This is a genomic window from Microvirga aerilata (assembly GCF_016743775.1).
In the GTDB taxonomy this organism is placed as follows: Bacteria; Pseudomonadota; Alphaproteobacteria; order Rhizobiales; family Beijerinckiaceae; genus Microvirga; species Microvirga aerilata.
Genome location: NZ_JAEQMY010000001.1, coordinates 174,707 through 200,295 on the forward strand (window position 1 = coordinate 174,707; position 25,589 = coordinate 200,295).

At 62.6% G+C, this 25,589-nt stretch carries 23 protein-coding genes and 2 tRNA genes; 8 read left to right on the plus strand and 17 right to left on the minus strand.

Annotated elements, in window-relative coordinates; genetic code table 11:
• Positions 1-4 precede the first annotated feature (4 nt).
• Both JKG68_RS00855 and JKG68_RS00860 read right to left on the minus strand, forming a co-directional pair.
• A complete protein-coding gene (locus JKG68_RS00855; RefSeq protein ID WP_202055194.1) occupies positions 5-442 on the minus strand; it encodes a DUF1489 family protein in 438 nt (145 codons plus the stop codon).
• 54 nt (positions 443-496) lie between these two features.
• Positions 497-2,473, minus strand: a complete 1,977-nt coding sequence (locus JKG68_RS00860) for an acetyl/propionyl/methylcrotonyl-CoA carboxylase subunit alpha (RefSeq protein WP_202055195.1) — start codon at positions 2,471-2,473, stop codon at positions 497-499.
• A 228-nt stretch (positions 2,474-2,701) separates the two neighbouring features.
• On the opposite strand from JKG68_RS00860, the gene JKG68_RS00865 reads away from it, so the two are divergent.
• Both JKG68_RS00865 and JKG68_RS00870 read left to right on the plus strand, forming a co-directional pair.
• Positions 2,702-4,054 carry an Nramp family divalent metal transporter gene (locus tag JKG68_RS00865; protein ID WP_202055196.1) on the plus strand — a complete coding sequence of 451 codons (1,353 nt, stop codon included), beginning with the start codon at positions 2,702-2,704 and terminating at the stop codon, positions 4,052-4,054.
• Between the two features lie 54 nt (positions 4,055-4,108).
• Positions 4,109-4,546: an acetyltransferase gene (locus JKG68_RS00870; protein ID WP_202055197.1), complete on the plus strand. Its 438-nt coding sequence runs from the start codon at positions 4,109-4,111 to the stop codon at positions 4,544-4,546.
• Positions 4,547-4,598: 52 nt separating this feature from the next.
• On the opposite strand, the gene JKG68_RS00875 is transcribed toward JKG68_RS00870, so the two are convergent.
• From JKG68_RS00875 to JKG68_RS00895, 5 genes are all read right to left on the minus strand, one after another.
• On the minus strand, positions 4,599-7,307 hold the full coding sequence (locus JKG68_RS00875) for a valine--tRNA ligase (RefSeq protein WP_202055198.1): 2,709 nt from the start codon (positions 7,305-7,307) through the stop codon (positions 4,599-4,601).
• Positions 7,308-7,398: 91 nt separating this feature from the next.
• Entirely contained in the window at positions 7,399-7,944 is a 546-nt protein-coding gene (locus JKG68_RS00880; RefSeq protein WP_376773094.1) for a PopZ family protein, read from the minus strand.
• 120 nt (positions 7,945-8,064) lie between these two features.
• Positions 8,065-9,519, minus strand: coding sequence for a TolC family outer membrane protein (locus tag JKG68_RS00885; protein WP_376773095.1), 1,455 nt, complete (start codon positions 9,517-9,519; stop codon positions 8,065-8,067).
• Between the two features lie 132 nt (positions 9,520-9,651).
• Positions 9,652-10,314: a protein-L-isoaspartate O-methyltransferase family protein gene (locus tag JKG68_RS00890; RefSeq protein ID WP_202055200.1), complete on the minus strand. Its 663-nt coding sequence runs from the start codon at positions 10,312-10,314 to the stop codon at positions 9,652-9,654.
• Positions 10,315-10,337: 23 nt separating this feature from the next.
• Positions 10,338-10,411: transfer RNA gene (locus tag JKG68_RS00895), tRNA-Cys, on the minus strand.
• A 207-nt stretch (positions 10,412-10,618) separates the two neighbouring features.
• On the opposite strand from JKG68_RS00895, the gene JKG68_RS00900 reads away from it, so the two are divergent.
• From JKG68_RS00900 to sseA, 3 genes are all read left to right on the plus strand, one after another.
• Positions 10,619-10,693, plus strand: a tRNA-Asn gene (locus tag JKG68_RS00900).
• A 404-nt stretch (positions 10,694-11,097) separates the two neighbouring features.
• On the plus strand, positions 11,098-11,820 hold the full coding sequence (locus tag JKG68_RS00905; protein WP_202055201.1) for an alanyl-tRNA editing protein: 723 nt from the start codon (positions 11,098-11,100) through the stop codon (positions 11,818-11,820).
• A gap of 30 nt (positions 11,821-11,850) precedes the next feature.
• On the plus strand, positions 11,851-12,705 hold the full coding sequence (gene sseA, locus JKG68_RS00910) for a 3-mercaptopyruvate sulfurtransferase (protein ID WP_202055202.1): 855 nt from the start codon (positions 11,851-11,853) through the stop codon (positions 12,703-12,705).
• A gap of 78 nt (positions 12,706-12,783) precedes the next feature.
• Here the strand turns inward: sseA and JKG68_RS00915 are convergent, their stop codons facing one another.
• The 4 genes from JKG68_RS00915 to JKG68_RS00930 all read right to left on the minus strand — a co-directional run bounded on the left by JKG68_RS00915 (position 12,784) and on the right by JKG68_RS00930 (position 17,265).
• Positions 12,784-13,500 (minus strand): amino acid ABC transporter ATP-binding protein, encoded by a 717-nt coding sequence (locus tag JKG68_RS00915; RefSeq protein ID WP_376773103.1) that lies wholly within the window; start codon positions 13,498-13,500, stop codon positions 12,784-12,786.
• 78 nt (positions 13,501-13,578) lie between these two features.
• On the minus strand, positions 13,579-14,898 hold the full coding sequence (locus JKG68_RS00920) for an amino acid ABC transporter permease (protein ID WP_202055204.1): 1,320 nt from the start codon (positions 14,896-14,898) through the stop codon (positions 13,579-13,581).
• Between the two features lie 8 nt (positions 14,899-14,906).
• Positions 14,907-16,118, minus strand: a complete 1,212-nt coding sequence (locus tag JKG68_RS00925; RefSeq protein WP_202055205.1) for an amino acid ABC transporter permease — start codon at positions 16,116-16,118, stop codon at positions 14,907-14,909.
• Between the two features lie 127 nt (positions 16,119-16,245).
• Positions 16,246-17,265, minus strand: coding sequence for an amino acid ABC transporter substrate-binding protein (locus JKG68_RS00930; protein ID WP_202055206.1), 1,020 nt, complete (start codon positions 17,263-17,265; stop codon positions 16,246-16,248).
• 228 nt (positions 17,266-17,493) lie between these two features.
• On the opposite strand from JKG68_RS00930, the gene metC reads away from it, so the two are divergent.
• Positions 17,494-18,690, plus strand: a complete 1,197-nt coding sequence (gene metC / locus JKG68_RS00935; RefSeq protein WP_202055207.1) for a cystathionine beta-lyase — start codon at positions 17,494-17,496, stop codon at positions 18,688-18,690.
• 25 nt (positions 18,691-18,715) lie between these two features.
• Here metC and JKG68_RS00940 read toward each other — a convergent pair whose 3' ends face one another.
• From JKG68_RS00940 to JKG68_RS00950, 3 genes are read right to left on the minus strand one after another with little or no spacing between them, the layout of a single operon-like run.
• Complete coding sequence (locus JKG68_RS00940) at positions 18,716-19,084, minus strand: lipid-A-disaccharide synthase N-terminal domain-containing protein (protein WP_202055208.1); 369 nt, start codon at positions 19,082-19,084, stop codon at positions 18,716-18,718.
• Positions 19,084-19,818 (minus strand): glycosyltransferase family 2 protein, encoded by a 735-nt coding sequence (locus JKG68_RS00945; protein ID WP_202055209.1) that lies wholly within the window; start codon positions 19,816-19,818, stop codon positions 19,084-19,086. Before JKG68_RS00945 ends, JKG68_RS00940 begins: the two co-directional genes overlap by 1 nt.
• A gap of 47 nt (positions 19,819-19,865) precedes the next feature.
• Positions 19,866-21,575 carry an ArnT family glycosyltransferase gene (locus JKG68_RS00950; protein WP_202055210.1) on the minus strand — a complete coding sequence of 570 codons (1,710 nt, stop codon included), beginning with the start codon at positions 21,573-21,575 and terminating at the stop codon, positions 19,866-19,868.
• A 189-nt stretch (positions 21,576-21,764) separates the two neighbouring features.
• On the opposite strand from JKG68_RS00950, the gene JKG68_RS00955 reads away from it, so the two are divergent.
• A complete protein-coding gene (locus JKG68_RS00955) occupies positions 21,765-22,058 on the plus strand; it encodes a hypothetical protein (RefSeq protein ID WP_202055211.1) in 294 nt (97 codons plus the stop codon).
• A 15-nt stretch (positions 22,059-22,073) separates the two neighbouring features.
• Positions 22,074-23,243: an RtcB family protein gene (locus JKG68_RS00960; RefSeq protein ID WP_312890714.1), complete on the plus strand. Its 1,170-nt coding sequence runs from the start codon at positions 22,074-22,076 to the stop codon at positions 23,241-23,243.
• Between the two features lie 18 nt (positions 23,244-23,261).
• Here JKG68_RS00960 and JKG68_RS00965 read toward each other — a convergent pair whose 3' ends face one another.
• From JKG68_RS00965 to JKG68_RS00975, 3 genes are all read right to left on the minus strand, one after another.
• On the minus strand, positions 23,262-23,687 hold the full coding sequence (locus tag JKG68_RS00965; RefSeq protein ID WP_202055213.1) for a hypothetical protein: 426 nt from the start codon (positions 23,685-23,687) through the stop codon (positions 23,262-23,264).
• A gap of 117 nt (positions 23,688-23,804) precedes the next feature.
• The gene (locus JKG68_RS00970; RefSeq protein WP_202055214.1) at positions 23,805-24,566 is read right to left on the minus strand and encodes a sulfite exporter TauE/SafE family protein; all 762 of its coding nucleotides are present in this window, start codon (positions 24,564-24,566) and stop codon (positions 23,805-23,807) included.
• A gap of 170 nt (positions 24,567-24,736) precedes the next feature.
• Positions 24,737-25,351, minus strand: coding sequence for a sigma-70 family RNA polymerase sigma factor (locus JKG68_RS00975; RefSeq protein ID WP_246514992.1), 615 nt, complete (start codon positions 25,349-25,351; stop codon positions 24,737-24,739).
• Between the last annotated feature and the right edge of the window lie 238 nt (positions 25,352-25,589).

Below are 25,589 nucleotides of genomic sequence, written 5' to 3' on the forward strand. Positions count from 1 at the left end.
TAAGTTACAGGAGACCAAGCTCCGCAAGCTCTCGGCGCATGTCCTCGGGCATTTTGGCGAGGTCACCGGCCTTGAGGTCGATATCGCGCGGAGCGTCCTTGGCGACAAGATAGCGCCAGCCCTGAAAAGGTCTGTAGGGGCGCGGTTCAACGGCAACGACCTTGGGCTCCAAAACCAGATGGCAGCGGCCGATTCCATCGCCATCCGTGAAGGGACGGACTTCGAGAAGCTTCTGGCGAGCCGCGACCTGCCCCTTGATAACCCAAAAGAGCGAGCCGTCGTCCAGCAGCTCATCCACGCGCTTTGGCACCATGCGGGTGGTGTGCGTCTGCTCGTAAGCGCGTCCGAGACGCCGATGGAGCGAACGGTTTTCCTCGATCCATCCCTCGAGATCGGTGATCGAGTCGCAGCCGACGCAGAGTTTGATCAGGTGAAGTGCCATATCCGTGTTCAACCATGCGCGCGCTGGATGCGAAACCCGGCGATGCGCCGCAGGCTACTCCTCCGTTTTCAGCACGATCAAGCGTGCCCCTTCCGCAACCTGAGCACCCGGCTCGGCCGCGATTTCAGCGATCTCGGCGTTGGAGGGCGCCACGAGCACGTGCTCCATCTTCATCGCTTCGACAATGGCAAGGCGCTGTCCCTTTTCCACCCGTTCGCCTGGCAGCACGAACACGGCAATGAGCTTGCCGTGCATCGGCGCCTTCACGGAGCCGCCCTCGTCCATGTGTTCGAGATCGACATCGAAGGGATCGTAAGGCTGCACAAGGGTTTGACGACCGTTCCTGAGAACGTACACCCCGTGAGGAGCGTCGATTTCACGGTCGACCTGCTCGTCGGCCCAGGGGTCGCTGCTCCCGAAAGCGACGGTGCTGGCTCCCTGGTGCTCGGTGCTGAACACCTCGCGGGCCTCGGCACGTTCCCCATCGACGAGGAGCGGCACTCCAACGCTGCGCACTCCAAGAAGCTGGAAACCGTCAGGTGCCGACCACGGAGACGAGGGCTCATCGCTTTTCTGAAGCTCGGACATGCGCAAGCGGTCGATCTCGCGCGAGATAAGGGCAGCCGCACCGAACGATACGGCGACATCGTCAGCAGGCTGTGGGCCTGCTCCAAGGCTTTCGAGATTGCGGTCGATGAAGCCGGTGTCGAACTGCCCCGCCCTGAAACCTTCGGCCTCGCACAGCTTCTTCAGGAACGCGGCATTGGTTCTGGGGCCCGCAACAACTGTCTCGCCAAGCGCGTCCGCGAGCATCGTCAAGGCCTCGTCGCGCGTTGCGCCATGCGCGATGACCTTTGCGATCATCGGATCGTAAAAAGGCGTCACCTCGGCTCCCGCCTCGACGCCCGTGTCGATGCGGATCCCCTCGCCTTCCGGAAACTCCAGTGCCCAGAGCTTGCCGGTGGATGGCAGAAACTCCTTTTCCGGGTCTTCCGCGTAAAGGCGGGCTTCAACTGCATGGCCGTTGATCGCGAGATCATCCTGCGAAAACGGCAGCTTTTCACCGGACGCCACGCGGAACTGCAACTCCACGAGATCGAGCCCGGTGATCGCCTCCGTGACGGGATGCTCCACCTGCAAGCGGGTATTCATTTCCATGAAATAGAACCGGTCGGGGCGCAGGCCCTCGCGGCCGTCGGCGATGAACTCGACCGTGCCCGCGCCGACATAACCGACGGCACGGGCGGCCTCGACGGCCGCCTGTCCCATCCCCTGGCGCATCTCGGGGGTCATGCCTGGCGCGGGCGCCTCCTCGATCACCTTCTGGTGGCGGCGCTGCAGCGAGCAATCGCGCTCGAACAAGTGCACCACGTTGCCGTGACCATCCGCAAAAACCTGGATCTCGATATGACGCGGCGAGAGAATGTATTTCTCCACCAGCACGCGCGGGTCGCCGAAGGAATTCTGCGCCTCGCGCTGGGCGCTCTCCAGGGCGGCATCGAAGTCCGCAGCCTTCTCGACCCGCCTCATGCCCTTGCCGCCGCCGCCCGCAACGGCTTTGATGAGAACCGGATAGCCGATCTCATAGGCTTTCTGACGCAGGAAGTCCGGCTCCTGCTTGGACCCGTGGTATCCTGGGACGACCGGCACCTGAGCCTGCTGAACCAGGGCCTTGGCGGCGTCCTTCAAGCCCATGGCCTTGATGGCGGAAGCCGGCGGGCCGACGAAGACGATGCCGTTCTTGGCACAGGCCTCTGCGAACTCGGCCCGCTCCGAGAGGAATCCGTAGCCGGGATGGATGGAGGCCGCCTTCGTCCGCTTGGCGACCTCGATGATCCTGTCGATCTGAAGATAGCTCTCGCGGGCGGGCGGCGGACCGATAGGGTGCGCCTCGTCCGCCATTTGAACGAAGAGCGCCCCTGCGTCGGCTTCCGAATAAACCGCGACCGTGCGCATTCCCAGCCGCTGGGCGGTACGGATGATGCGGCAGGCGATCTCGCCGCGGTTGGCGATCAGGACACTCTCGAGCATTTCCATCCCTTGTCCGATGTTCCGTACAGTTTTGACAGAAGCTAGAGCAAAACCTAGGTGACTTGTCACGCCCGAACAGCCGGTTGGGGCACGGCTCCAACAGGCTGCTTCACCCGGCAGACCAAAGTCGAGCATTCTTCCTGCAACTTTGTGCAACTCTCCTCTTGCCGGAGCGTTTGATCAACGCTAGCCTCTTATTGCAAATAATTTGCAACTGCAGAAAGTGTCATGGATCAATCGGCTCCTGTCTCCCTCGTCCAAAAGGCCGCCTGGCGGCATTCACGGGACCTGCCCTCTTTACCGGAGGTCAACCGCTCGATTGCCGTGCGGCAGGGCTCAGTCTGGCGGCGGGCCGCGGCCTTCATGGGACCGGGCTATCTGGTGGCTGTGGGCTATATGGACCCTGGCAACTGGGCGACGTCGCTCGCCGGCGGCTCGAAATACGGCTACGCCCTGCTCTCGGTGGCGCTGATCTCCAACATCATGGCGATCATCCTGCAGTCCCTGTGCGCACGCCTTGCGGTGGCCACCGGCCGCGATCTCGCCCAGGCTTGCCGGGATGCTTATCCGAGGCCCGTCGCCTGGGGCTTATGGCTCCTGGCCGAACTCGCAATTTGCGCAACCGACCTTGCGGAGGTCATCGGTACGGCCATCGGTCTGAACCTGCTGTTCGGCATCCCGCTGGAGATCGGCGTCATCATCACGGCGCTGGACGTCTTCCTCATCCTCTACCTGCAGAATCTTGGCTTCCGGTGGGTCGAAGCCTTCATCATCACCCTGCTCGGCGTGATCGCCGTCTGCTTCGGCATCCAGATCGCCATGGCCGATCCGGATTGGTCCGGCGTCATCACCGGCTTTGCACCGACGACGGAGATCGTCACCAACCCGGACATGCTCTACCTCGCGCTTGGCATCTTGGGCGCAACGGTGATGCCGCATAACCTCTACCTGCACTCGGGCATCGTGCAGACCCGCGCCTATGGCAATACGCTGCCGGAGCGGCGCGAGGCGCTGCGTTTTGCCACGCTCGATTCAACCATCGCACTGATGTTCGCGCTCACCATCAACGCGTCCCTGCTCATCCTGGCAGCCGCCGCCTTCCACCACACCGGGCGCACGGAAATCGCCGAGATCGGCGAGGCTCACACACTGCTCGAGCCGCTGCTGGGCAGCGCCATCGCGCCCACCCTCTTCGGTCTGTCCCTCCTCTGCTGCGGCCTGAACTCAACGGTGACCGCCACCATGGCGGGACAGATCGTCATGGAGGGCTTCATCAACTTCAAGATGGCGCCTTGGATGCGCCGCCTCATCACCCGCGGCATCGCCATCGTGCCCGCTGCCGCCGTGACCATCGCCTACGGCGAGAGCGGCACGGCGAAACTCCTGATCCTGAGCCAGGTGATCCTGAGCCTTCAGCTCCCCTTCGCGATCATCCCGCTGGTGACCATGACGGCCTCCAAGGACAAGATGGGCGCGCTTGTTACACCCCGTTGGCTTACGGCCATTGCCGGGGTGATTGCCGTGGTCATCGTGGTGCTGAACGTGAAGCTGCTTATGGATTTCGTCACGGGTGGGGGCTAGTCCCTCACCCATGACAGGGTGCAGCTCCCTCATCGTTCCCCTATATCGGGTTTGATGACTACGATCCGATTCTCGAGCCCATCCGACCTGCCCATTTTGTTCGACATCTGGCATGCAGCCGTTCGGGCGACACATACTTTTCTGACCGAACAGGACATCGCCTTCTATGCGGAGCAGGTTCGCGACACGTACCTGCCATCCTGCTCTTTCCACGTCGCAGTAGGGGCTGATGATCAGCCGAGAGGCTTCCTAGGAATGACAGGCTCCAAGATCGATGCGCTGTTCATCGATCCGGCTCATCACGGCCAGGGCGTCGGGCGAGCATTGGTCGATCATGCGGCTTCGCACTCAGATGGCCTGACGGTTGACGTGAACGAGCAGAATGAAGGGGCTTGTGCTTTCTACAGGAAGCTCGGTTTCCATCAGGTGGGCCGCTCGGAACTCGACGATTCCGGACGGCCCTTCCCGATCCTGCATCTGGCACGCCCCTAGGGACAGAAAGCCCGCAAAAGAAAAGGGCCGCTAAAAAGCGGCCCTTGATGTCTCACGCGTCCTTCAATCGCCCGAGCGCCTCTTCCATCTTTGCCCTGCGCGTCAGGGCCTCGTCGCGCCGCTCGCGCTGCTCCTCGACCACCTCTTCCGGCGCGCGCTTGATGAAGTCCGCGTTCCCGAGCTTCGCGTCGATCTTAGCCACCTCCGCATCGAGCTTCTGGATCTCCTTGGCAAGTCGCGCGCGCTCGGCGTCGAGGTCGATTACGCCCTCCAGCGGCAAGGCCGCCGTTTCGCCACGGATGAGGAGCTGGATCGAGCTTTTCGGAGCCGCCTCCGCGAAGGAGATGTCGGAGATGCGCGCGAGGCGCTTCACGATATCGCCCCAGCGTCCCGCGCGGGCCTGAACGTCGGCGGACGATGCGACGAGGGCAAGCGGGATCTGGGCGCCCGCAGGCACGTTCGTCTCCGACCTTGCGGAGCGGATTTCGTTCACGAGGTCCACCACCCAGCCGATCTCGGCTTCGGCCTGCTGGTCGATCAGATGGTCGAGGTTTGACCAGGGGGTGAGCGCCAGGATCATCTCGCGCTTCGGGCCATCCTCGCCCTTGATCGCCCACAGCTCTTCCGTGAGGAAGGGCATGATCGGGTGCAGCAGCTTGCAGATTTCGTCGAGGATGAACGCGATGGTAGCGCGGGTTTCATCCTTGGCGGCGGAATCGGGGCCCTGGATGACAGGCTTGGCGAGTTCCAGCGTCCAGTCGCAGAACACGTTCCACACGAAACGGTAGGCTGCGCCTGCCGCCTCGTTGAACTTATAGGCCTGGATGCCTGCAGCGACGTCGTTGATCGCCTTCGCGCATTCGCTGAGCGCCCACTTGTTGAGCGTCTCTTTCACGGCCGTAGGGTCGAAGCCCTCGACGCGCCTGCACTCGTTCATCTCGGCGAAGCGTGCCGCGTTCCAGATCTTGGTCGCAAAGTTGCGGTAGTTCTCCACCCGCTGGACGGAGAGCTTGATGTCGCGCCCCTGCGCCGCCATGGAGGTGAGTGTCATGCGCAGGGCATCGGCGCCGTACTGATCGACCACGTCGAGAGGGTCGATGACGTTGCCTTTCGATTTCGACATCTTTGCGCCCTTCTCGTCACGGACGAGGGCGTGGATGTAAACCGTGTCGAAGGGCACCTCGTCCATGAAGTGCAGACCCATCATCATCATCCGAGCGACCCAGAAGAAGATGATGTCGAAGCCCGTCACCAGAGTATTGGTCGGATAGTAGCGCTTCAGCTCCGGAGCATCGTCGGGCCAGCCCAACGTCGAGAAGGGCCACAGCGCCGAGGAGAACCAGGTGTCGAGCACGTCCTCGTCGCGCTTGAGAGGCACGTCGCGTCCGTGCTTGGCACGCGCCTCGGCCTTGGCCTCGTCCTCGTTCATGGTCACGAAGACATTGCCCTGGTCGTCGTACCAGGCCGGGATCTGGTGCCCCCACCAGAGCTGGCGCGAGACGCACCAGGGCTCGATGTTTTCGAGCCATTGGAAGTAGGTCTTCTCCCAATTCTCGGGCACGAACTTGGTCTGGCCCTTGCGCACGACGTCGAGCGCACGATCGGCGAGCGGCTTCACATTCACGTACCACTGGTCCGTGAGGTAAGGCTCGATGACCACGTTCGAACGGTCGCCGTGGGGAACTGTGTGAGCATGCGGCTCGATCTGGACGAGGATCTCGAGCTCCTCCAGCATCGCGACGATGCGCTTGCGGGCCTCGAAGCGGTCGAGACCATCGAGGGCGAGCACGGCCTTGAGATCGTCCGTCTGTTCAAGACCTTCGAGGAAAGCATCGTTACCGGCGAGCGCAAGCTGCGCCTCCGTGCCGAAGATGTTGATCACAGCCAGCTTGTGCCGCCGGCCGACGTCGAAATCGTTGAAGTCGTGCGCAGGTGTGATCTTCACCGCGCCGGTACCCTTTTCGGGATCGGAATACTCGTCGGCCACAATGGGGATGCGGCGGCCAACCAGGGGCAGAACCGCGAATTTGCCGATCAGGTCCTTGTAGCGCTCATCCTCCGGATGAACGGCCACGGCCACATCGCCCAGCATCGTCTCGGGTCGGGTGGTTGCGACCGTGATCGAGCGGTCGGGACTCCCCTCGATGGCATAGCGGATGTGCCAGAGGTTGCCCTTTACCTCGACCTGCATGACTTCGAGGTCTGAAATCGCCGTCTGGAACTTGGGGTCCCAGTTTACGAGACGCTTGTCCTTGTAGATCAGGCCCTGCTTGTAGAGATCCACGAACACCTTGAGCACGGCTTGGGACAGGCCCTCGTCCATGGTGAAGCGCTCGCGCGACCAGTCGCAGGAGGCGCCGAGGCGCTGGAGCTGGCTCTTAATCTTGCCGCCAGACTCTTCCTTCCACTCCCAGACGCGGCTGACGAACTCCTCGCGCCCGAGGTCGCGGCGCTGGATCTGGCGCTCGGCGAGCTTGCGCTCCACCACCATCTGGGTGGCAATGCCGGCATGGTCCATGCCCGGCTGCCACAGCACATCCTTGCCCCGCATGCGCTCGAAGCGGCAGAGGATGTCCTGGATCGTGTTGTTGAGGGCGTGCCCCATGTGGAGCGAGCCGGTCACGTTCGGCGGGGGGATGACGATGGTGTAGGGTACCGCGTCCTTGCGATCCTCGCGACCGGCCTTGAAGGCCTCCGCCTCTTCCCAGCGGTTGGAAATGCGTGCTTCGACAGCAGAAGGATCGAACGTTTTGTCCATCATGATCAGTACCGGCCTGTTGGCGCGAACAACGCGCAAGCAAGACGGCTACAAACCGGACGGATCGGTCGAAGTCAACCGAGGTGCGGCAATCTTAGCCTCGGCAGCGGGCCACACGCTCGATTTCAGCCCGGACGAGACGCTCGACGAGGGAAGGAAGATTGTCGTCGAGCCATGCCTTCAGCATGGGCCGCAGCATCTCCCGCATGAGATCCTCAACGGTCAACGGCTGGCTTGGCCGCAGGGATGCTCCCAGCTGCTCGAAAGCTTGCGTGACTGAGGCGCTCGCCTCGGTCGACAGAAGAGCTTCGCCCGTCTCGTCCGCCATGGCAGGCACCGGATCCGGCCGCTCTGCCCTGTGGCTTCTCAGGATATCGGCTGCGAGGTCGCTCCCCAGTGAGGTCTCCTCAGGAAGTTCATTCCGATCCCACGCACTGCCAAGCTGCGAGAGAGGCTTCTGGCTGAGCAGCGGGGAGACATGAAGCTCTGCGAGGTCGAGCACATTCCTCAAAGGCGATGGGGGCGGAACCTCTGGCTCTGGCGGCTGGAGCGTCTCCTGATCGTCAGCGATGATACGCCGGATGGAAGCTAAAATGTCTTCCATCGATGGCTCATTGGCCTTCAAACTCGCCGAACCCATAGCAGTGCCCAAATCAAAGACGCTAAGAATCACATTCTTATGAATGTTCGTAAAGTATTTTACGTAGAATGACAGAAAACAAGCGGGGCCAGAACTAAAAAGCTCTGGCCCCGAAACTTATCAACGACCGTCAGGCGTCGTCAGACCGATCCATTGGTCTTTGACCTGATCGTAATGAATCTTCGGACTGTAGTGATTGACGGCGAGGCCAAGAGCCCGCGAGTTGAGGCGCCCCATGGCGTTGACGAGGCTGTAGGAGGCAACCACCCGATCACGCTGAGCCGTAATGAGGTTCACACGGGCGTTGAGCAGTTCCTGCTGGGCATTCAGAACATCCAGGGTCGTGCGCTGCCCGACCCGGGCCTCTTCGCGCACACCGCTGAGGGCGGTTTCGGCGGCGTCGATCTGCGCCTGAGCCGCCTGGATCTGAGCGCGAGCGGCTTCCAAGCGACCCCAAGACGAGCTTACCGCAGCGCGAACCTGATCGCGCACGGAATCGGCCTCGAGGCGGCGCTGGCCGGCCGTCTCCTTGGCCTGGCGGGTTGCCGCATAGACCTCACCGCCTTCGTAGATCGGCACTGTCAGGCGAGCGACAACGGAAGCCGAGAAGGCCCTGTCCCCCTCCGATTGCCGGTCATAACGCTGGTCCACGGAACCGGCCACGCCCAACTGCGGCGCCAATGCGCCTTGCGCGACCTTCACCTGCAGTTCGGCGGTGTCGACGGCGTGCTGACGGGCCTTGATGGCCGGATGCTCATTCAGAGCAATCTTGAGAGCCGCAGCGACGTTGCGGGGCGTCAGGCGGTCCAGCGGGCGCCCAGGCGCCAGCTGCTGCGGCTCCACGCCGACGACCTGGCGGTAGACCGCGATGCTGTTGCGCAGGGTAGCCTCGGCAAGGCTGGCCTCGGACCTGGCAGCGGCAATGCGGGCCTCCGCCTGGGCGACGTCGGTACGGGTCACCTCGCCGACATTGAAGCGGTCTTGCGTTTGGCGGAGCTGCTCGTCGATCACCTCGACATTGTTGCGCTGCAGGTCGAGAATGGCCGTGTCGCGAAGGACGTCCATATAGGCGGTTGCAGCATCGAGCAGGATGCTCTGCTCGGTGCTGTTCAGCTGCTCCCGAGAGCCGAGAACGCTGGATTCAGCAGCCCGGACGCTGTTGCTGGTCCGGTACCCATCGAAGATCGACTGATTGATTTCCACGCCGAAGCCGCGAGGAGTCAGGCGGCTGCCTCCACCGCCGAACAAGGTTCGGGGGGTTTCCGAATAGGTCCTGCCGATATCGGCGTTTCCGGTAATCGTCGGACGGTACCCTGACTTGGCCCGGGCGACGTCTTCGTCGACGACGCGAACCCCGGCGCGCTGGGCGTTCAGATCCGGATTGTTGCCGTAGGCGCGAGCCAGAGCGCTTTCCAAGGTCTCGGCCGAAACCCCGCCAGGAGCCAACAGCACGAACACCGAGGTCATCGCCCCAAAGAGCAGATGAAACTTCTTCTTGGAATGCTTCTCGTTCACGCGCACCTGCCTAGCGATCCAAAACGGCATACCGTCATCGACGCCAACTTCAGAAACCATCACGACTCAAAGCGCAACAATACCTATGGGAGCGGAGTCGGCAACAACGCGCTGCAACCAAAACGATTTTAGCGCGGGAGTGGCGCAAAAAAGCGACACCATTAACCTGAGAAATTAAGGATTTAGAAGGAATTAGAACGTGAATCCAGGAACCTGGACGAACGGGCCGAGCAGAGGGGCCGCAGCCTCGAACAGGCTGCGCTCACCGATCGCATCGCCCGAGCGAACATAGAGCGTCGCCCGCGCAGCCCGTCCCCGGCCCTTCACGCAGACGAGACGGCCGCCCTCGGCCAGCTGCTGAAGGAGGCCTTCGGGGCGAACCTCGACGGCACCGTTGATCAGAATTGCATCATAGGGGGCGTTCCCAGGAAAGCCCTGGTCAAGAGCACCCGTGACGACGGCAACCGCGCCGGCGCCGGCCGCAGCAAGACTCTGCTTCGCTGTTGCAGCCAGAGCCTCGTCCGCTTCGAGGGCGGTCACTTGGGCGCCGAGCCGGTGAAACACAGCCGAGGCATATCCGCGGCCACAGGCTACGTCGAGCACCTTCTCCCCTGCGTCGATGCCAAGTGCCTGAATCATGCGGCCCAAGATCATCGGCGAAAGCATGAAGCGGCGCTCGGAGCCGTCGCTCACGAGAATGTCCTGATCCATATAGGCAAGGTCTTCACGGCCGGGGAGGACAAAGAGCTCCCTGGGAACCGTGTCCATGGCGTCCAGAAGAGGCAGATCGTTCACGTCGAAAGTGCGCAGCTGGCCATCAACCATAATCCGGCGCGCTTGCGTGAAATCGATCATGGACATTGCCTTCAGAAATTTGTTGGAGGCCTCGCCCGGAATCGAACCGGGGTGCAAGGATTTGCAGTCCTCTGCGTAACCACTCCGCCACGAGGCCATCCGGGGCGTGTCGCGAACGCGACGGCTGCTCCATAGCAAGCGTCCCCCCAAAGAGCAACAGCCCCTTTTAAACTCTCGTGCGCCAATAAGGCACTTGCAACCGCCAAAACCCATGCTATATGCCTCCCACCTCGCCAGCGGAACCGCCCTTCAGGGCTGCCGCGGCGTTCAGGAGGCAAAAGCCTCCTTGAAAGGTATGGCTTATTCCGGCGTGGCGCAGCGGTAGCGCAGCGGACTGTTAATCCGTTGGTCGTAGGTTCGAATCCTACCGCCGGAGCCAACCTTTCCCTAACCTCTTATCCATGACAATCGGCTTAATGCTTGCCATCGCAGGTTTGAAGCGTGGCTGTATTTTCGCTGATGAGCAACGGCTCACCCCCTCCGGCCCTATCCGTTCTTGCGATGATCGCTGCCTCGCAGCCTATCTTTCCTGCTCCATAGCCTGCCGCAACAGGGTCGCAGGTTCTATGCTTCCAGGATTCGATAGGATCCGACAGGAGGTCGACCGCGGCCGCCGACCGCACGACTCGGGTATACAGGCTTGAAGCCTTTCATATATCGCTGCCGGACGCTGCCTCGCGACATCCTTTGAAGCAGATGCCTTGACCGACCAAGCCGCTTGCGGTCAGCATCGGCGCTCGTTTTGCAATGGCAGGAATCCCCTGCCCCACTTCTGAGATGATCATGACCGCCACCACGCTTCTTTTCCGCGACGACGCCTATGCTGCCTCCTGTCAGGCGAAAGTTATCGCGGTCACTCCAGAGGGCGGCGTAATTCTCGACCGCACGATCTTCTATGCCCAGGGTGGCGGTCAGCCCGGGGACTCGGGAGCGATTCTGCGGGCAAACGGCGAAACAGTTGAGGTGACGAACACCGTCTATGGAGCGGATCGCTCCCAGGTGGCGCACCAGGTCAGGGCTGAGGCGGCAGCCCGGTTCGAAACGGGTGAGACTGTCGAGCTGCAGCTCGATTGGGCCAAGCGCTTCAAGCGCATGCGCGTCCACACAGCCCTTCATCTTCTAAGCGTCGTCCTGCCCTACCCCGTCACGGGCGGTGCTATCGGCGACGGCGACGGGCGGCTCGACTTCGACATTCCGGATGCGGGTCTCGACAAGGCGGAAATAACGGAAAAACTGAATGCCCTCATCGGACGCGACGCGCCGGTGACTGAACGCTGGATCACGGACGAGGAGCTCGACGCCAATCCCGGTCTCGTGAAGACCATGTCGGTGAAGCCTCCCCGCGGATCCGGTCGTGTTCGCTTGGTCGAGATCGAGGGAATCGACCTGCAGCCCTGCGGCGGCACCCATGTGCGCCGCACAGGCGAGATCGGCACGGTCGTGGTCACCGACATCGAGAAGAAGGGTAAACAGAACCGGCGTGTCCGCATGTCGCTCGCGGACTAAGCTGAATTAGCGCCTCATCAGGAGATTACGATGTCTCAGCCTTTCGTTTCGACCGCTTGGCTGCAGGAGAGACTGAACGATCCGAATCTCGTGGTCGTGGACGGCTCATGGTATCTGCCAACCCAGAACCGCGATCCCCAAGCCGAGTATCTTACCGGACACATCCCCGGCGCCGTGCGGTTCGACATCGATACGGTCAAGGATGTGTCGTCCTCCCTGCCTCACATGCTTCCCTCGTCGGAAGAGTTCGCGAAGGCTGCGGGAGCAATGGGGATCAGCGAAGATATGACCATCGTGGTCTATGACGGTGCCGGGCTCTTTTCGGCGCCACGCGTCCGCTGGACCTTTCAGGTGTTCGGCGCGCGCAACGTGTCACTGCTGGAGGGTGGCTTTCCGGCCTGGAAGGCGGAAGGAAGACCGGTCGAGACGGGCCCTGAGAAGCCGCGCGCTCCTCGAACCTTCAACCCTACCTTCAATCCATCCGTCGTGGCGGATGCCTCAGCCGTCCAGGAGGCGCTGCGGTCGGGGGCGGCGCAGGTGGTCGACGCGCGGCCTGCCGAGCGTTTCAGGGGTGAGGCGCCCGAACCCCGTCCGGGTCTGCGGGCAGGCCACATCCCGGGAAGCCTCAACCTCCCCTTCGGCCAGATTGTCGAGAACGGGCGCCTGAAGGACAAGGCAGGAATCGAGCAGGCCCTCGCCGCTTCGGGCATCGACCCCAGCCGACCGATGATCACCAGTTGCGGGTCGGGCGTATCGGCCGCGATTCTTGGCCTCGCCCTTGAGACCGTGGGTCATCCGATCAAGGCAATATACGACGGATCCTGGGCTGAATGGGGTGCGCAGGACGATCTGCCCATCGAGACGGGACCTGCGAAGAAATCTTGAGCCGTCACACCCAGGAATAGCCGGAAACGAAAAAGGCCCCGAACTTTGTCGGGGCCTTTTGCATAGGGTGGGGCTCGATCAGTGCAGGATCTGAGACAAGAAGAGCCTGGTGCGCTCGTGCTGCGGGTTCTTGAAGAACTCGTCCGGCGTGTTCATCTCCACAATCTGCCCATAATCCATGAAGATCACCCGGTCAGCCACCTGACGGGCGAAGCCCATCTCGTGGGTCACGCAGAGCATGGTCATGCCCTCGTCTGCCAAGCCGACCATGGTATCGAGCACTTCCTTGACCATTTCCGGGTCGAGGGCCGAGGTCGGCTCGTCGAACAGCATGATCTTCGGGCTCATGCAAAGGGAGCGGGCAATCGCCACGCGCTGCTGCTGGCCGCCCGAGAGCTGACCTGGGTACTTGTTCGCCTGCTCCGGGATCTTGACCCGGGTCAAGTAGTGCATGGCAACCTCTTCGGCCTCCTTCCGGGGCATCTTCTTCACCCAGATCGGGGCGAGCGTGCAGTTCTCGAGGATCGTGAGATGAGGGAAGAGGTTGAAGTGCTGGAACACCATGCCGACATCGCGGCGCACCTCGTCGATGCGCTTGAGATCGTCCAGCAGCTCGACGCCGTCGACGATGATGCGGCCCTTCTGGTGCTCTTCCAACCGGTTGATGCAGCGGATCATTGTGGATTTGCCTGAGCCTGAGGGGCCGCAGATCACGATGCGCTCGCCACGGCGCACATTCAGGTTGATGTCCCTCAGTACGTGGAACTCGCCGTACCATTTATGTACGTCGATCATTTGCACGGCGGACTCGGCTTTAGGGTCGATATCGACGGAGCGGATCTGTTGAGATGACATTGTGGTCGCCATGGATGTTTACCGATTCTGACCTGACGCAAGGCGCCGCTCGACCCCAAGAGAGTAGCGCGACATGCCGAAGCAAAACACGAAATAAAAGAGAGCTGCGAAGGCATAGCCTGTGATGCCAATCGTCGGCGCTGCCCAGTTAGGGTCGATGCGCGAGGCTTCGATTGTTTTCACAAGATCGAAAATGCCGACGATCGCTACAAGCGACGTATCCTTGAAAAGCCCGATGAAGGTGTTCACGATGCCTGGAATGACGATCCTCAGAGCCTGGGGCAGGACAATGAGGGTCATCATTTGCGGATAGTTCAGGCCTAGGGACATCGCGCCTTCATACTGGCCCTTCGGCATGGCCTGGAGGCCACCACGCACCACCTCGGCCATGTAGGCAGAGGCGAAGAGCGCTGTGCCGATGAGAGGCCGCAGCAGGCGGTCCACCGTCATGTCTCCCGGGAGGAAGAGCGGCAGCATAGTGTTGGCCATGATCAGCACCGTGATCAGCGGCACGCCGCGGACAAACTCGATGAAGATCACGGAGGCCATGCGCACGATGGGAAGCTTCGAGCGCCGCCCGAGAGCCAGTACGATTCCGAAAGGAAGCGAAACCACGATGCCCACCGTCGCCACCAGCAGGGTGACGAGAATGCCGCCCCACAAGGATGTGGGCACATGCGTCAGCCCGAAGTCGAAATCGACCACAGCCAGGGTCAGGCCGACGAAGGCAACGATGCCGCCGCCGAGGATCAGCGCCGGACGGAGTGCGGTTTTCAGCACCGCCGCCACGAAGGCGAACAGAGCCATGACCAGGGAGCCGAAGATTGCGAAGCCGAGCCAAAAGCGGGCGCTGAAACTCTCGTTCCCTCCCGTCAGAAGAACATAGGAGAAGACTGGGAACAGCCAGAAGAAATAGACCGCGCCCAGATCCCGGCGCGGCGCTCTGAGCCACAGGAGCCATACGACCCCGATGCCGAGCAGAATGAAGAAGATGTTCACCCGCCAGCGCTCGGAGATCGTGTAGGAGCCGTAGATGAAATAGTTGATCTTGTCCCAGATGAAGGCCCAGCAGGCGCCGCTCTCGCTGCCGCCCGTGTCGGCGCGGCAGGCAGCGCGGTCGGTGCCGGTCCAGACCGCATCAATGACGAGGAACCTCAGGAGCGGCGGAACGCTGACATAGAGCAGATAGAGAACGACGAGCGTCAGCAGCGTATTGAAGGGTCCGGAAAAGAGGTTCTCCCGGATCCAGGCGATCGGACCGCGAGCCAGGTTGGGCGGGGGCAGCGCCTCCACCTGCTTGGCGCGGACGAAATGGGGCATGTCGACGGCGGTGCTCATGGAATCTCCTACCGTTCGACGATCGCCACGCGGCGATTGTAGATGTTCATGATGAACGACGTGATGAGGCTGATCGTCAGATAAACGCCCATGGTGATGACGACGACTTCGATGGCCTGGCCGGTCTGGTTCAGAACCGTGCCCATGAACACCTGCACGAGATCGGGGTAGCCGATGGCCACCGCCAGGGAGGAGTTTTTGGTCAGGTTCAGGTATTGGCTCGTCAGCGGCGGAACGATGACGCGCATGGCCTGGGGGATCACCACGAGACGCAGGGTCTGGCCCGGCTTGAGGCCGAGGGAGCCCGCAGCCTCCGTCTGGCCTTTCGACACGGCCAAAATACCGGCACGGACCACCTCGGCGATGAAGGCGGCCGTATAGGTGACGAGTCCCAGAAGGAGCGCCACGAATTCCGGCAGGATCTGCATGCCGCCCGTGAGATTGAAGGTGCCCTTGCGCGGCAGCTCGAAGCTGATTGGGTTGACGCCTGCCAGGGCAAGAACGACCCAGGTGAGGAGCGGCAGGCCAAGGACGAGCCCCAGGGTCACCTTACCGACGGGATATTGCCGGCCGGTCTGCTCCTGCTGCTGCTTGGCCCAGCGGCGGTAGAGGAACGTGCCGACCAGTCCGATCAAGAGCGCGGCGACGAGGATCCACATGTTGGACGCGTAGATGGGGCGAGCCATGAAGAGCCCGCGGGCATTCAGGTAGAACCCGGCGCCCATCTCAAGGGAATTGCGGGGCTGCGGCAGGGATCCCAGAACGGCGATGTACCAGAACAGCAGCTGCACCAGCAGCGGAATGTTGCGCAGGACCTCGACGTAGACCATGGCAACCTTGGCGACCACCCAGTTCTTGGACAGTCGCGCGATGCCGATGACAAAGCCCAGGATGGTCGTGAAGAAGATGCCGATCGCGGAAACGATCAGCGTGTTCAGAAGGCCCACGATGAAGGCGTCGCCATAGGTCGAACCGGCCGCGCTGAACGGTATCAGGGCCTGGCTGACGTCGAAACCGGCGGTATTGTTGAGAAAGCCGAAACCGGAGGCGATCTTTGCGCGCTGCAGGTTCTCGATGGCGTTCGTTGCAGCCACATAGAAAAGGAAGATGACCGCTGCAACGAGAACGACCTGATAGAAAACTCCACGAACCTTCGGATCGTACAAAAACGATTTCTTGGGGGGCGATGTCTGACTGACAACGGTCTGCACTGAGTTCATCCTCTGACGGCTGACTTTTACCGGGCCGTCCTCCCGTGTTCATGGCCGTATGGGGCTTACATGAACCGGCGGCATTCTTGTTCTTGAAAGGCGCCCGGAAGATCCGGGCGCCTCTTTGTCGATCTGCTTAGCGGACCGGGATGCCGTACTGGAGGCCGCCCTTCGTCCAAAGCGCGTTCTGGCCGCGCTTGATCTTCAGGCGCGAGCCTTCGCCGACGTTCTTCTCGAAGGACTCGCCGTAGTTGCCCACGTGCTTGATGACCCGGACAGCCCAGTCGTTGGTCAGGCCGACGGCCTCGCCGAACTTGCCCTCGGTGCCGAGCAGACGCTTGATCTCCGGGTTCTCGGAGGTCTTCATCTGGTCGACATTGGCCTTCGTGACGCCAAGCTCCTCAGCGTTCAGCATGGCGTTATGGGTCCAGCGGACGATATCGCCCCACTGGTTGTCGCCGTGGCGGACTGCCGGGCCAAGGGGCTCCTTGGAGATGATCTCCGGCAGAACGATATGATCGTCCGGAGCCGAGGCGCGCAGGCGCTCGGCGTAGAGGCCCGAGGCGTCCGTCGTGAAGGCGTCGCAGCGGCCGGCATCGTAAGCCTTGAACGTCTCGTCCGAGGTCGCGAAGGCCACCACTTCATACTTCATGTTGTTGGCACGGAAGTAGTCGGCGAGGTTCAGCTCGGTCGTCGTGCCCTGCTGGGTGCAGATCGAGGCGCCGTTCAGCTCCTTGGCGGAGGCAACGCCGAGCTTCTTGCGGACCATGAAGCCCTGGCCGTCGAAGTAGTTGATGGCCGGGAAGTCGAGACCGAGTTGCGTATCGCGCGACATGGTCTTGGTCGAGTTGCGGGACAGGACATCCACCTCGCCCGACTGGAGAGCCGTGAAGCGGTCCTTGGCGGCGAGCGGGATGAAGCGCACCTTGGTCGGGTCGTCGAAGATGGCGGCTGCGATGGCGCGGCACAGATCGACGTCGAGGCCGGTCCAGTTGCCCTGAGCGTCCGGCTGGCCGAAGCCGGCGAGACCCGTGTTCGAGCCGCAGGTGAGGAAGCCCTTCTGCTTGACGCTGTTGAGCGTCGCCTGGGCCGAGGCGGCCGTTGCGAAGAGGCTGGCCGTCAGACCGAAGGCAATCGTTACGAGAGCCTTTTTCATGCTGGTTGTTCTCCCAATAGTTCTACTTGGCCCGGCAGATTTTGATATCATCCCCCAACCGAGCCTGATTAGACCGTTCCGCGCCGCCTCGGTCGAGACGGCATCGGGATCCATCACATTCTATGATTGATCACTGGTCAAGTCTTGATGGAAGGCAATTCGTGCCTGACTTGACGTCAAAGGCTGCCCGGTTTCAGATCGCAGCCCCCGCAGCAAGCCCTTGAAGCGATGTCAAAACTCCCCCCAAAACCAACAGATGTCTCAGAACGCACCCGCCTCGTTCATGCCGGACGGGAGCCATTCGAGCAGCACGGATTCGTGAATACGCCGATCTATCGCGGCTCCACCGTCCTGTATCCTACCACCGATGACCTGCTGCACAGGCGTGGGCGGTATTCCTATGGAACCAAAGGGACTCCCACCACGAATTCCCTTGAAATCGCCTGGACCGAACTGGCCGGCGCGGCCGGGACCGTTCTTGCCCCATCTGGGCTGGCAGCGGTCACGGTTGCGCTCATGTCCTGCCTGAAGGCCGGCGACCACCTTCTGGTCACGGATTCGGTCTACCTTCCCACACGGCATTTCTGTAACGGCGTCCTCAAGAAATTTGGTGTGGAAACAACCTATTACGACCCGAAGATAGGCCCCGGAATCGAAGCCCTTATGCGCCCGAACACTGCGGCGGTCTTCACGGAAGCGCCGGGCTCCCAGTCGTTCGAGATGCAGGATATCCCCGCCATTGCCGAGGTGGCGCACCGGCATGGGGCCGTGGTTCTCATGGACAACACCTGGGCGACCCCCCTGCTCTTCCCGCCCCATGAGCGCGGCGTGGACATCGCCATCGAAGCCGGCACCAAATATCTCAGCGGCGGGTCGGACCTGCTCCTCGGCATGGTCTCGGCGAACGAGCGCTGCTTCAAGGCGCTACGGGATGCATACGATTCCTTCGCCATGTGCCCGGGTCCGGAGGATGTGTTCCTGGGCTTGAGGGGCCTGCGCACCATGGCCCTCCGCCTGCGGGAGCATGAAAAGCAGGCGCTCGACATGGCCCAATGGCTCGCCGGACGCCTAGAGGTGGCGGAGGTCCTGCACCCTGCCTTGGAGTCCTATCCCGGCCACGAGATCTGGAAGCGTGACTTCAAGGGCTCGTCCGGCCTGTTCTCGATCATCCTGAAGCCCTGCTCCGACGAGGCCTTGGCCGCCATGCTCGATGGACTGGCACTCTTTGGCATGGGCTATTCCTGGGGCGGATTCGAAAGCCTTGTCATCCCCTTCGACTGCGCAACCTACCGGACGGCAACCCGGTGGGAGCCCGGCGGTCATGCCCTGCGGTTCCATATCGGATTGGAAGACCTGGATGACCTGAAGCGAGACCTCGATGCCGGATTCGCGCGGCTCAAGGCGACGGATGCCAGGGCAGCCTGAGGGCTCCACGGGCTTCGGCAGTGCCTTACCCTGCCGAAGCCTCGACCTCGGTTCCGGACATGACGTCGACCCCGGCTTTCTTCTTCGATTCTTTTGCGATCAGCATCAGGTTGCGAACATAGATGAAGATCGAGAAGGCCTGGCCCACGATAATGACGATATCGCTGCGGGCGAAGCCATAGACCAGCGTCATCAGCCCGCCGGAGATCGACAGCAGCCAGAAGCCCACGGGAATGACGCTCTTTTCCGCCTTCTCGCTGGCAATCCACTGCACGATGAAGCGGGCGCCGAAGACAAGCTGGGCCAGAACGCCGAAAGCGGCCCACAGATCGAATCGGGCCACGACCAGATCGTAGAAATAGAGTCCTAGGTCGTGAGAGAGACGCATCAACATCAGACGATTTCCTGAGCAGTGGGCACGCGACGGCGGCGCCGGATCAACCACCAGACTCCGGCTAAATCAAGGATGCCGACCCAAAGCCGGTCGAACATACCATAATTGGACCGTCCCGCATGGCGAGGCCGGTCGACCACGTCCACATGGGCGATCCTGTAGCCCTCACGCTTGACCAGGGCCGGCATGAAGCGGTGCAGAGCATCGAAGTAGGGCAGGCGCAGATAAACCTCCCGGCGGAAGGCCTTCAAGCCGCAGCCCGTGTCCCGCGTTCCGTCGTTCAGGATCCGGCCGCGGACTCCGTTGGCGATGCGGGATTGCCACTTCTTATAGGTACCGTCCTTGCGCCCCACCCGCTGGCCGGCAGCAAGAGCCGTCGCCGGATCGTCGAGGGCCGCCACCAGCTGAGGAATAAAGGCAGGATCGTTCTGCCCATCGCCATCCAGGGTGACGATGAGGGGGGCTTGGGCCGCAAGAACCCCGGTGCGCACGGCAGCGCTCTGGCCACAGCTCGCCTCATGGCGGACAAGGCGCAGCCACGGCCGGGTCGCGCGGGCGGCCAGAACCTGCTCCACCGTCGCGTCAGTGGAGCCGTCATCCACATAAACCACCTCGAAGGGGGACAAGGAGGCGCAGGCCTGCTCAATCTCCTCCACCAGGGGGAGAATGTTGAGCGCCTCGTTCTTGACGGGCACCACGACGCTGATACGCGGGCCGGTAAAAAGGTCAGTCATCCGTCCAGGGCCATTTCCGGCCACCTCTTGAAAATGCGATCCAAGCTTCAGAAGCCGGTTGCATAAGCTGCTATTTCGAGCCGTCGCCCGCTGTTGATGTTGAATCCTTGGATGCGGGCCGAGAGGACCGGCTGCTGCCCAAAGCGCTCGTTCTGCGCCCTGAACTCGCCCTCGTGCCGCTTTTCCACGAACACGACCCGACACCCGCCCTTTCGCAGGAAGTCCGACGCCTGGACGCCCGAATCAATCATATCGAGCCCGGTTCCGGTGAGAAACACCAGGCTGGGCTCCCGATAGCCGAGGCTCGCGACCTGCGGGTTTTCGCAAGGCACGTTGCGCGCCACCTCGGCGAGCCGATCCGACAGCTTGAGGGATCGCAGGTCGAGCTGAGCGAAGCCGAAGACGCCAACGGAGAGGCAGGCGGCCGAAATGAAACTGGCCCAGAGGCTCGGGACCATCCGGTTCTTCAGGAAAAGCCACCAGGCCCAGAGGGCGAGAAGCGATGAGGCTACGAGGACTGGCAGTGCCCTGTAGGGCAGGGCTCCGTCAAAAGACCAACCGACGGCCGAGAGGCCGATGGTGAGCCCCACGGGAATGAACGGGATGAGAACGGAGGCCGGTTTCGCCGCCGGCCGATGAGGCCCGACAAAATGCCGGGAGATTGCCATGACGGTCACGATCGCCACCGCAGGCAGAAGCGGCAGCGTATAGTGCGGCAACTTCGTCGGCACGATCTCGAATACGATCCAGGACGGCACGATCCAGGCGAGCGCAAAGGCCACCGGTTCCTCGCGGCGGTGGATCCATGCGAAAGGCACGGCGATGGCAGCCAGGATCGCCCCAGGCCAGAAGGTGGCGAAGAATGATACCAGATAGAAGCCGGGCGGTGCCCAGTGGTACTTCTGCGCCGTCCCGACCTTCCCCAGCATATCCTGACCGACCGACGCGGCGAAGAAGGCCCCACCGCTCTTGATCGCGATGGCGACGAACCAGGGCAGCACGACCGCTAGGGTAAAGGCGATCCCGAGCCATGGCCTCAAGGTGAGAAGCCAGCGGGCGGAACGCTCCTTATAGGACAGAACGGCAGCCGCAAGGCCCGCAAACATCAGGATCAAGGGCCCCTTGATCAGAACACCCAGGGCAAAGCCGGTCCAGAAGATCAGCAGAGCCCGCCGGGGCAGAACGCCGGCGCCTCGGCTGAGATAGGCGCGGGCAAGGCCTCCCATCACGGCAACCGAGCAGGCAGCGAGCATGGCATCGGTTTTCGCAAGTCGCGCCTCGACCATGAGGATGACGCAGGTCGCCATCAGGGCGGCGGTCAGGAAGGCCCCTCGCCTCCCGAAGAAAGCCAAGGCGGCCCAATAGGCCAGAAGAACGGTAGCCAAGGCTCCGAGCAGCGAAGGGATACGGTAAAGCGCGACGGTGGTTCGCGCCTCCGGCACACCGAGGGCTTGGCCGATGGCGACGCTGGCGCTCTGCATCCAGTAGATGCCGACGGGCTTCTTGTGCCGAGCCTCGTCCTGGAACCGGATGTCGACGAAATCTCCCGTCTCCAGCATCTGTTTCGAAGCTTGCGCATAGCGCGGCTCATCCCGGTCCATCGGCTGAAGCGACACGAAGCCCGGCAGGAAGCAGACGAGCGAGAGCAGCACAAGAACGGCGCAGAGCCGGGCATGGCTCCGCTCGATGGTGCTCGTCAACTGGGCCACGGAGAAGCGGCGCAGAAGCATCCGTTGCTGGGGGACAGAACCGTCCATCAATCACTCCGGAGGGGTGGGCTTTCGCGCCGAAGGGTCATCCCCTGAGCGCGGGTTCATCAAACCGGCTGATGTCCTCCAATCCCGGCGGGAAGTCAAATTGACGGAGGGTAGCGGACGGTTTGCAAGGAACATGGGCGATTACACCGGCTTTCCCTAAAAGTTCAGTGAAAGGCTGGAGGCTTGGCCATGAACAAGTCTGCCCTCGGGGCGGGCATGGTTTTCCTGGTGCTGCAGGTTTGCCCGATAGCCGCTCTCGAGCAGCCGGTGGTCTGGCGGGACGAGGATACGGGCTGCGCCTATCTGCTCACCCCTCAGGGTGGCATCTCGCCCAGGCATCGCCGCGACGGAACCCTGGATTGCCCGGACGTGCCGGCCAATACCGGGGCTGTCGAGGGCATGGGGCGCGACATCGCAAGAGGGCTCGATGCCCTCCAGCGCGAGATGGAGCGCCTGCGCGAGCGCTACAACAACAGACCATAGCAGAGGAGCATGAAGGTGCCGACGAACACCCGGATCTATGGCGAGCATGACGAGAAAACCATAAAGCAGCTGGACCGCTGCATGCAGGCCGGCAGCGCCGTGAAGGGCGTGCTCTGCGCCGATGGGCATCTCGGCTACGCCCACCCCATCGGCGGGGTCGTGGCCTATGAGGAGCACATTTCGATCAGCGGCGTCGGCTTCGACATCGCCTGTGGAAACATGGCGGTTCGGCTCGACATCCGCTACGAAGACATCGCTGGGCAGGCGGGCCGCATCCTTGCCGATATCGGCAAGGCTATCAGCTTCGGAATCGGCCAGAAGAACGCCGTCAAGGTTGATCATGAGCTGTTCGATTCGCCCTTGTGGGACGAAGCCGGGGCCCGGGAGCTGAAGAAGATGGCATCCGAGCAGCTGGGAACCGTCGGCTCCGGCAATCACTATGTGGACCTCTTCGAGGACGAGGAGGGCTTCGTCTGGATCGGGGTGCATTTCGGCTCCCGGGGTTTAGGCCACAAGATCACCACCAAGCACCTCGCCCTCGTCGGAGCCAAGGACGGCATGGAGGTGGAACCCGCCCTCGTCCACCAGGACAGCGAGGTCGGGCGAAGCTACATCGCCGGGGTGAAGCTCGGTGGGCTTTACGCTTATGCCGGGCGCGAATGGGTGGTCGAGCGCGTGCGCCGGATCATTGGCGGGCAGATCACGGACTCCGTCCACAACCACCACAACTTCGTCTGGCGGGAGACCCACGACGGACGCGAGCACTGGGTCGTGCGCAAGGGCGCAACACCCGCCTTTCCCGGGCAGAGGGGCTTCGTCGGCGGCTCCATGGGAGACGATGCGGTCATTCTTCATGGGGTCGACAGCCCGGAGAGCGCCGACAGCCTTTATTCGACGGTGCATGGCGCAGGCCGCCTCTTTGGGCGGATGGATGCGAAAGGCAAGAAGAACAAGGCAGGCGAATGGATTCGCCCTCCCCGCTTCACCCGCGAGCAGATGGACGCGTGGCTGCGCGAGAAGGGCATCCTCCTGAGAGGCGGCGACGTAGATGAGAGCCCCATGGTCTACCGGCGCCTGGAGGAGGTGCTGGCCTTCCACAAGAACACGATCCACATTGAGCACACGCTGCGCCCCTTCGCGGTCGCGATGGCTGGCCCCGGCGAGTTCGATCCCTACAAGGATTAGGCCGAGTCCCGCTGATCCCTACCGAAACCAGCCGAAATACAGCCCCCAGAGGCTCGGAGACCTGATGCCGCGCACCCTGCGGGCCGCCTCCTCGGCCAGCATGGCCTCGCCGCCATGGCACGAGCAGAGGACGACGTGCGCATCGTGTTCCGAGATCTCGAAGAACCTGACCGCATCCCCGAACCTGTCGCTGAGGAGCCCCTCGGAGCGCAGCACCGGATCGGAATAGGCAACGGTCAGGGCGGAATTGTCCGCCCGCATGGCAAGCCGCTCGGCCTTGGGCTTCCACTCGATCTCGTCGAGGGTTCTCAGCACGTGGTTGGGATCCCGCTCGAGGAGCTCGGCCCAACGGTCGAGGCGCTCGCGTTTCGGCAGTGCAGGAGCTTGCTTCGGGATCTTGACGTCGGCGACGGTACTCAGTTCGGACAGAGGCCTGTGTTCCATGCTCCCCTCCTTGGCAGAAGAGCGTATCGGGCACCCACCAGCTATAGGTTCAACCTTGAAGACTGGCGAAAAGTTCGGCTGGGAACGGCCCGCCGGCCCTGATCTTTCGGGCAGGGTTCAGGCCAACAGGTGAAGGACGGCGGGCGCGCCGAGCGATACGCCGGACAGGAACAGCAGGATGAACACGATCCAGCGCGTGGCGGCCGGCGACAGCGGCGGCGGCCAGCGGCGGGCCGCATGGGTTGCGCCCATGACCACCGGAATGGCGAGAAGACCGGTGAGCGTGGAAACGGATGGAAGATCTCCGGAAAGAGTTACCAGTCCGGTCCGGAAGACGGCATTCAGGGCGAACACCGTCACCAGGGTTTCACGGACGGTCACGAGCGGCATGGGCTGCCGGTAGAGGTGGTAGACGAGGGGCGGCCCCGCGGTCGAGAACAGGCCGCCCATCAAACCGGCGATGCTGCCGAAGAACAGAAACGAGCCATCGCCGGACCGCCTGGCGAGCGGCTCGGGCTTCCGCGCAAGCTGGAGGCTCGAGACGATGATGACGAGGCCAAGGATGAGGCGGAGAAGATCGGCGCGGGTTCCGGCGAGCCATTCCAGCAGCCAGTAGCCGACGAAGAGCATGGGGATGCTGGTGAGCATGACGAGCCGGAACTCCCGCCATGCCACGTCACGCCAGCCTTTCAGGAGCATCTGGGTGGCATTGACGAAGGTGAGCACGCTCACGATCATGGCGGCGTCGGGAAGCGACAGCAGCCCCGTGAGGCCGACCCCGCCCATGGTGATGAGGCCGAACGCAAAGCCCGTGATGGTCTGCGTGTAGGCGGCCACTCCGGTGAGCGCCAGAAATCCGATCAGTTCGACAGGCGACATGCCGGGGCCAATCCTTCAGGCAGTCAGCCGGCCAGCAGGCTTAATGTGGTCATAGCCCCGCACAGCCCGCAAGCCCCTGCCAGGGAGCAGCAGCAAGGCTCCGGATGGGACATGCTACGCGTCTGCTCGTTGCGATGGAGCGGACGCATAGCACGGGTCGAAGGGGTTTGTCAGGCGCTGGCGGCGTGGTCGTGATCGGCCCTGCTGGTGCCCAGCAGCTCCGCCAGACGGTTGCGAGCGCGGTTCACCCGGCTCTTGATGGTGCCGACCTTGACGCCGAGGGCCTCGGCCGCATCCTCGTACGACATGCCTTCGGCGCCGATGAGGATGATGGCCTCGCGCTGCTCCTGGGGCAGCTTCTCCAGGGCGGTGGAGAGGTCCTGAAGCGCGAGCTTGTCCTCCTGGTCAGGGATCGCGATCATGCTCGCCGCATGGGTCCCGTCCCCGTCCTCGACCTCACGGCTGGTCTTGCGGTGCGTGGAGTAGAAGCCGTTGCGCAGGATGGTGAAGAGCCAGGCCTGCAGGTTGGTGCCGGCCTCGAAGGTGTCCTGCTTGGTGAGGGCCTTGAGCACCGTATCCTGCACCAGGTCCTCCGCCTGATCGACCTTGCCGGTCAGCGACAGGGCGAAGGCGCGCAGGTTCGGCAGCGCATCCATGACGCCGCTCACGAAGGCCTGATCCACCGGCTCCGTATGCGCGCGGATGACCTGAGCCACCCGGTCGGCAAGCCGTGCCAGGTCGCGCGGGAGCTTGTCCTCGGCCGGGTCGCCGTAGAGGGCACGCAACTGCTTTCCCAGATGCAACCGAACGGAAGCGCTCAGCGCTGCCGCCGACGAAGAGGCATCCGGACGGGTCCATTCAGACTGGTTTTTGAGATTCTGTGGCATGCGGAACTATTTGGGGCATGCCGTTCGCATTTAAATATCCGGGCGACATTTCGACCATGAGATTTTTTCATGGCGACGCCTCTGGATTTCGGGGCCGCTATGCCCAAGCACGGGCGCTGAGCTATATGGTCGTCTC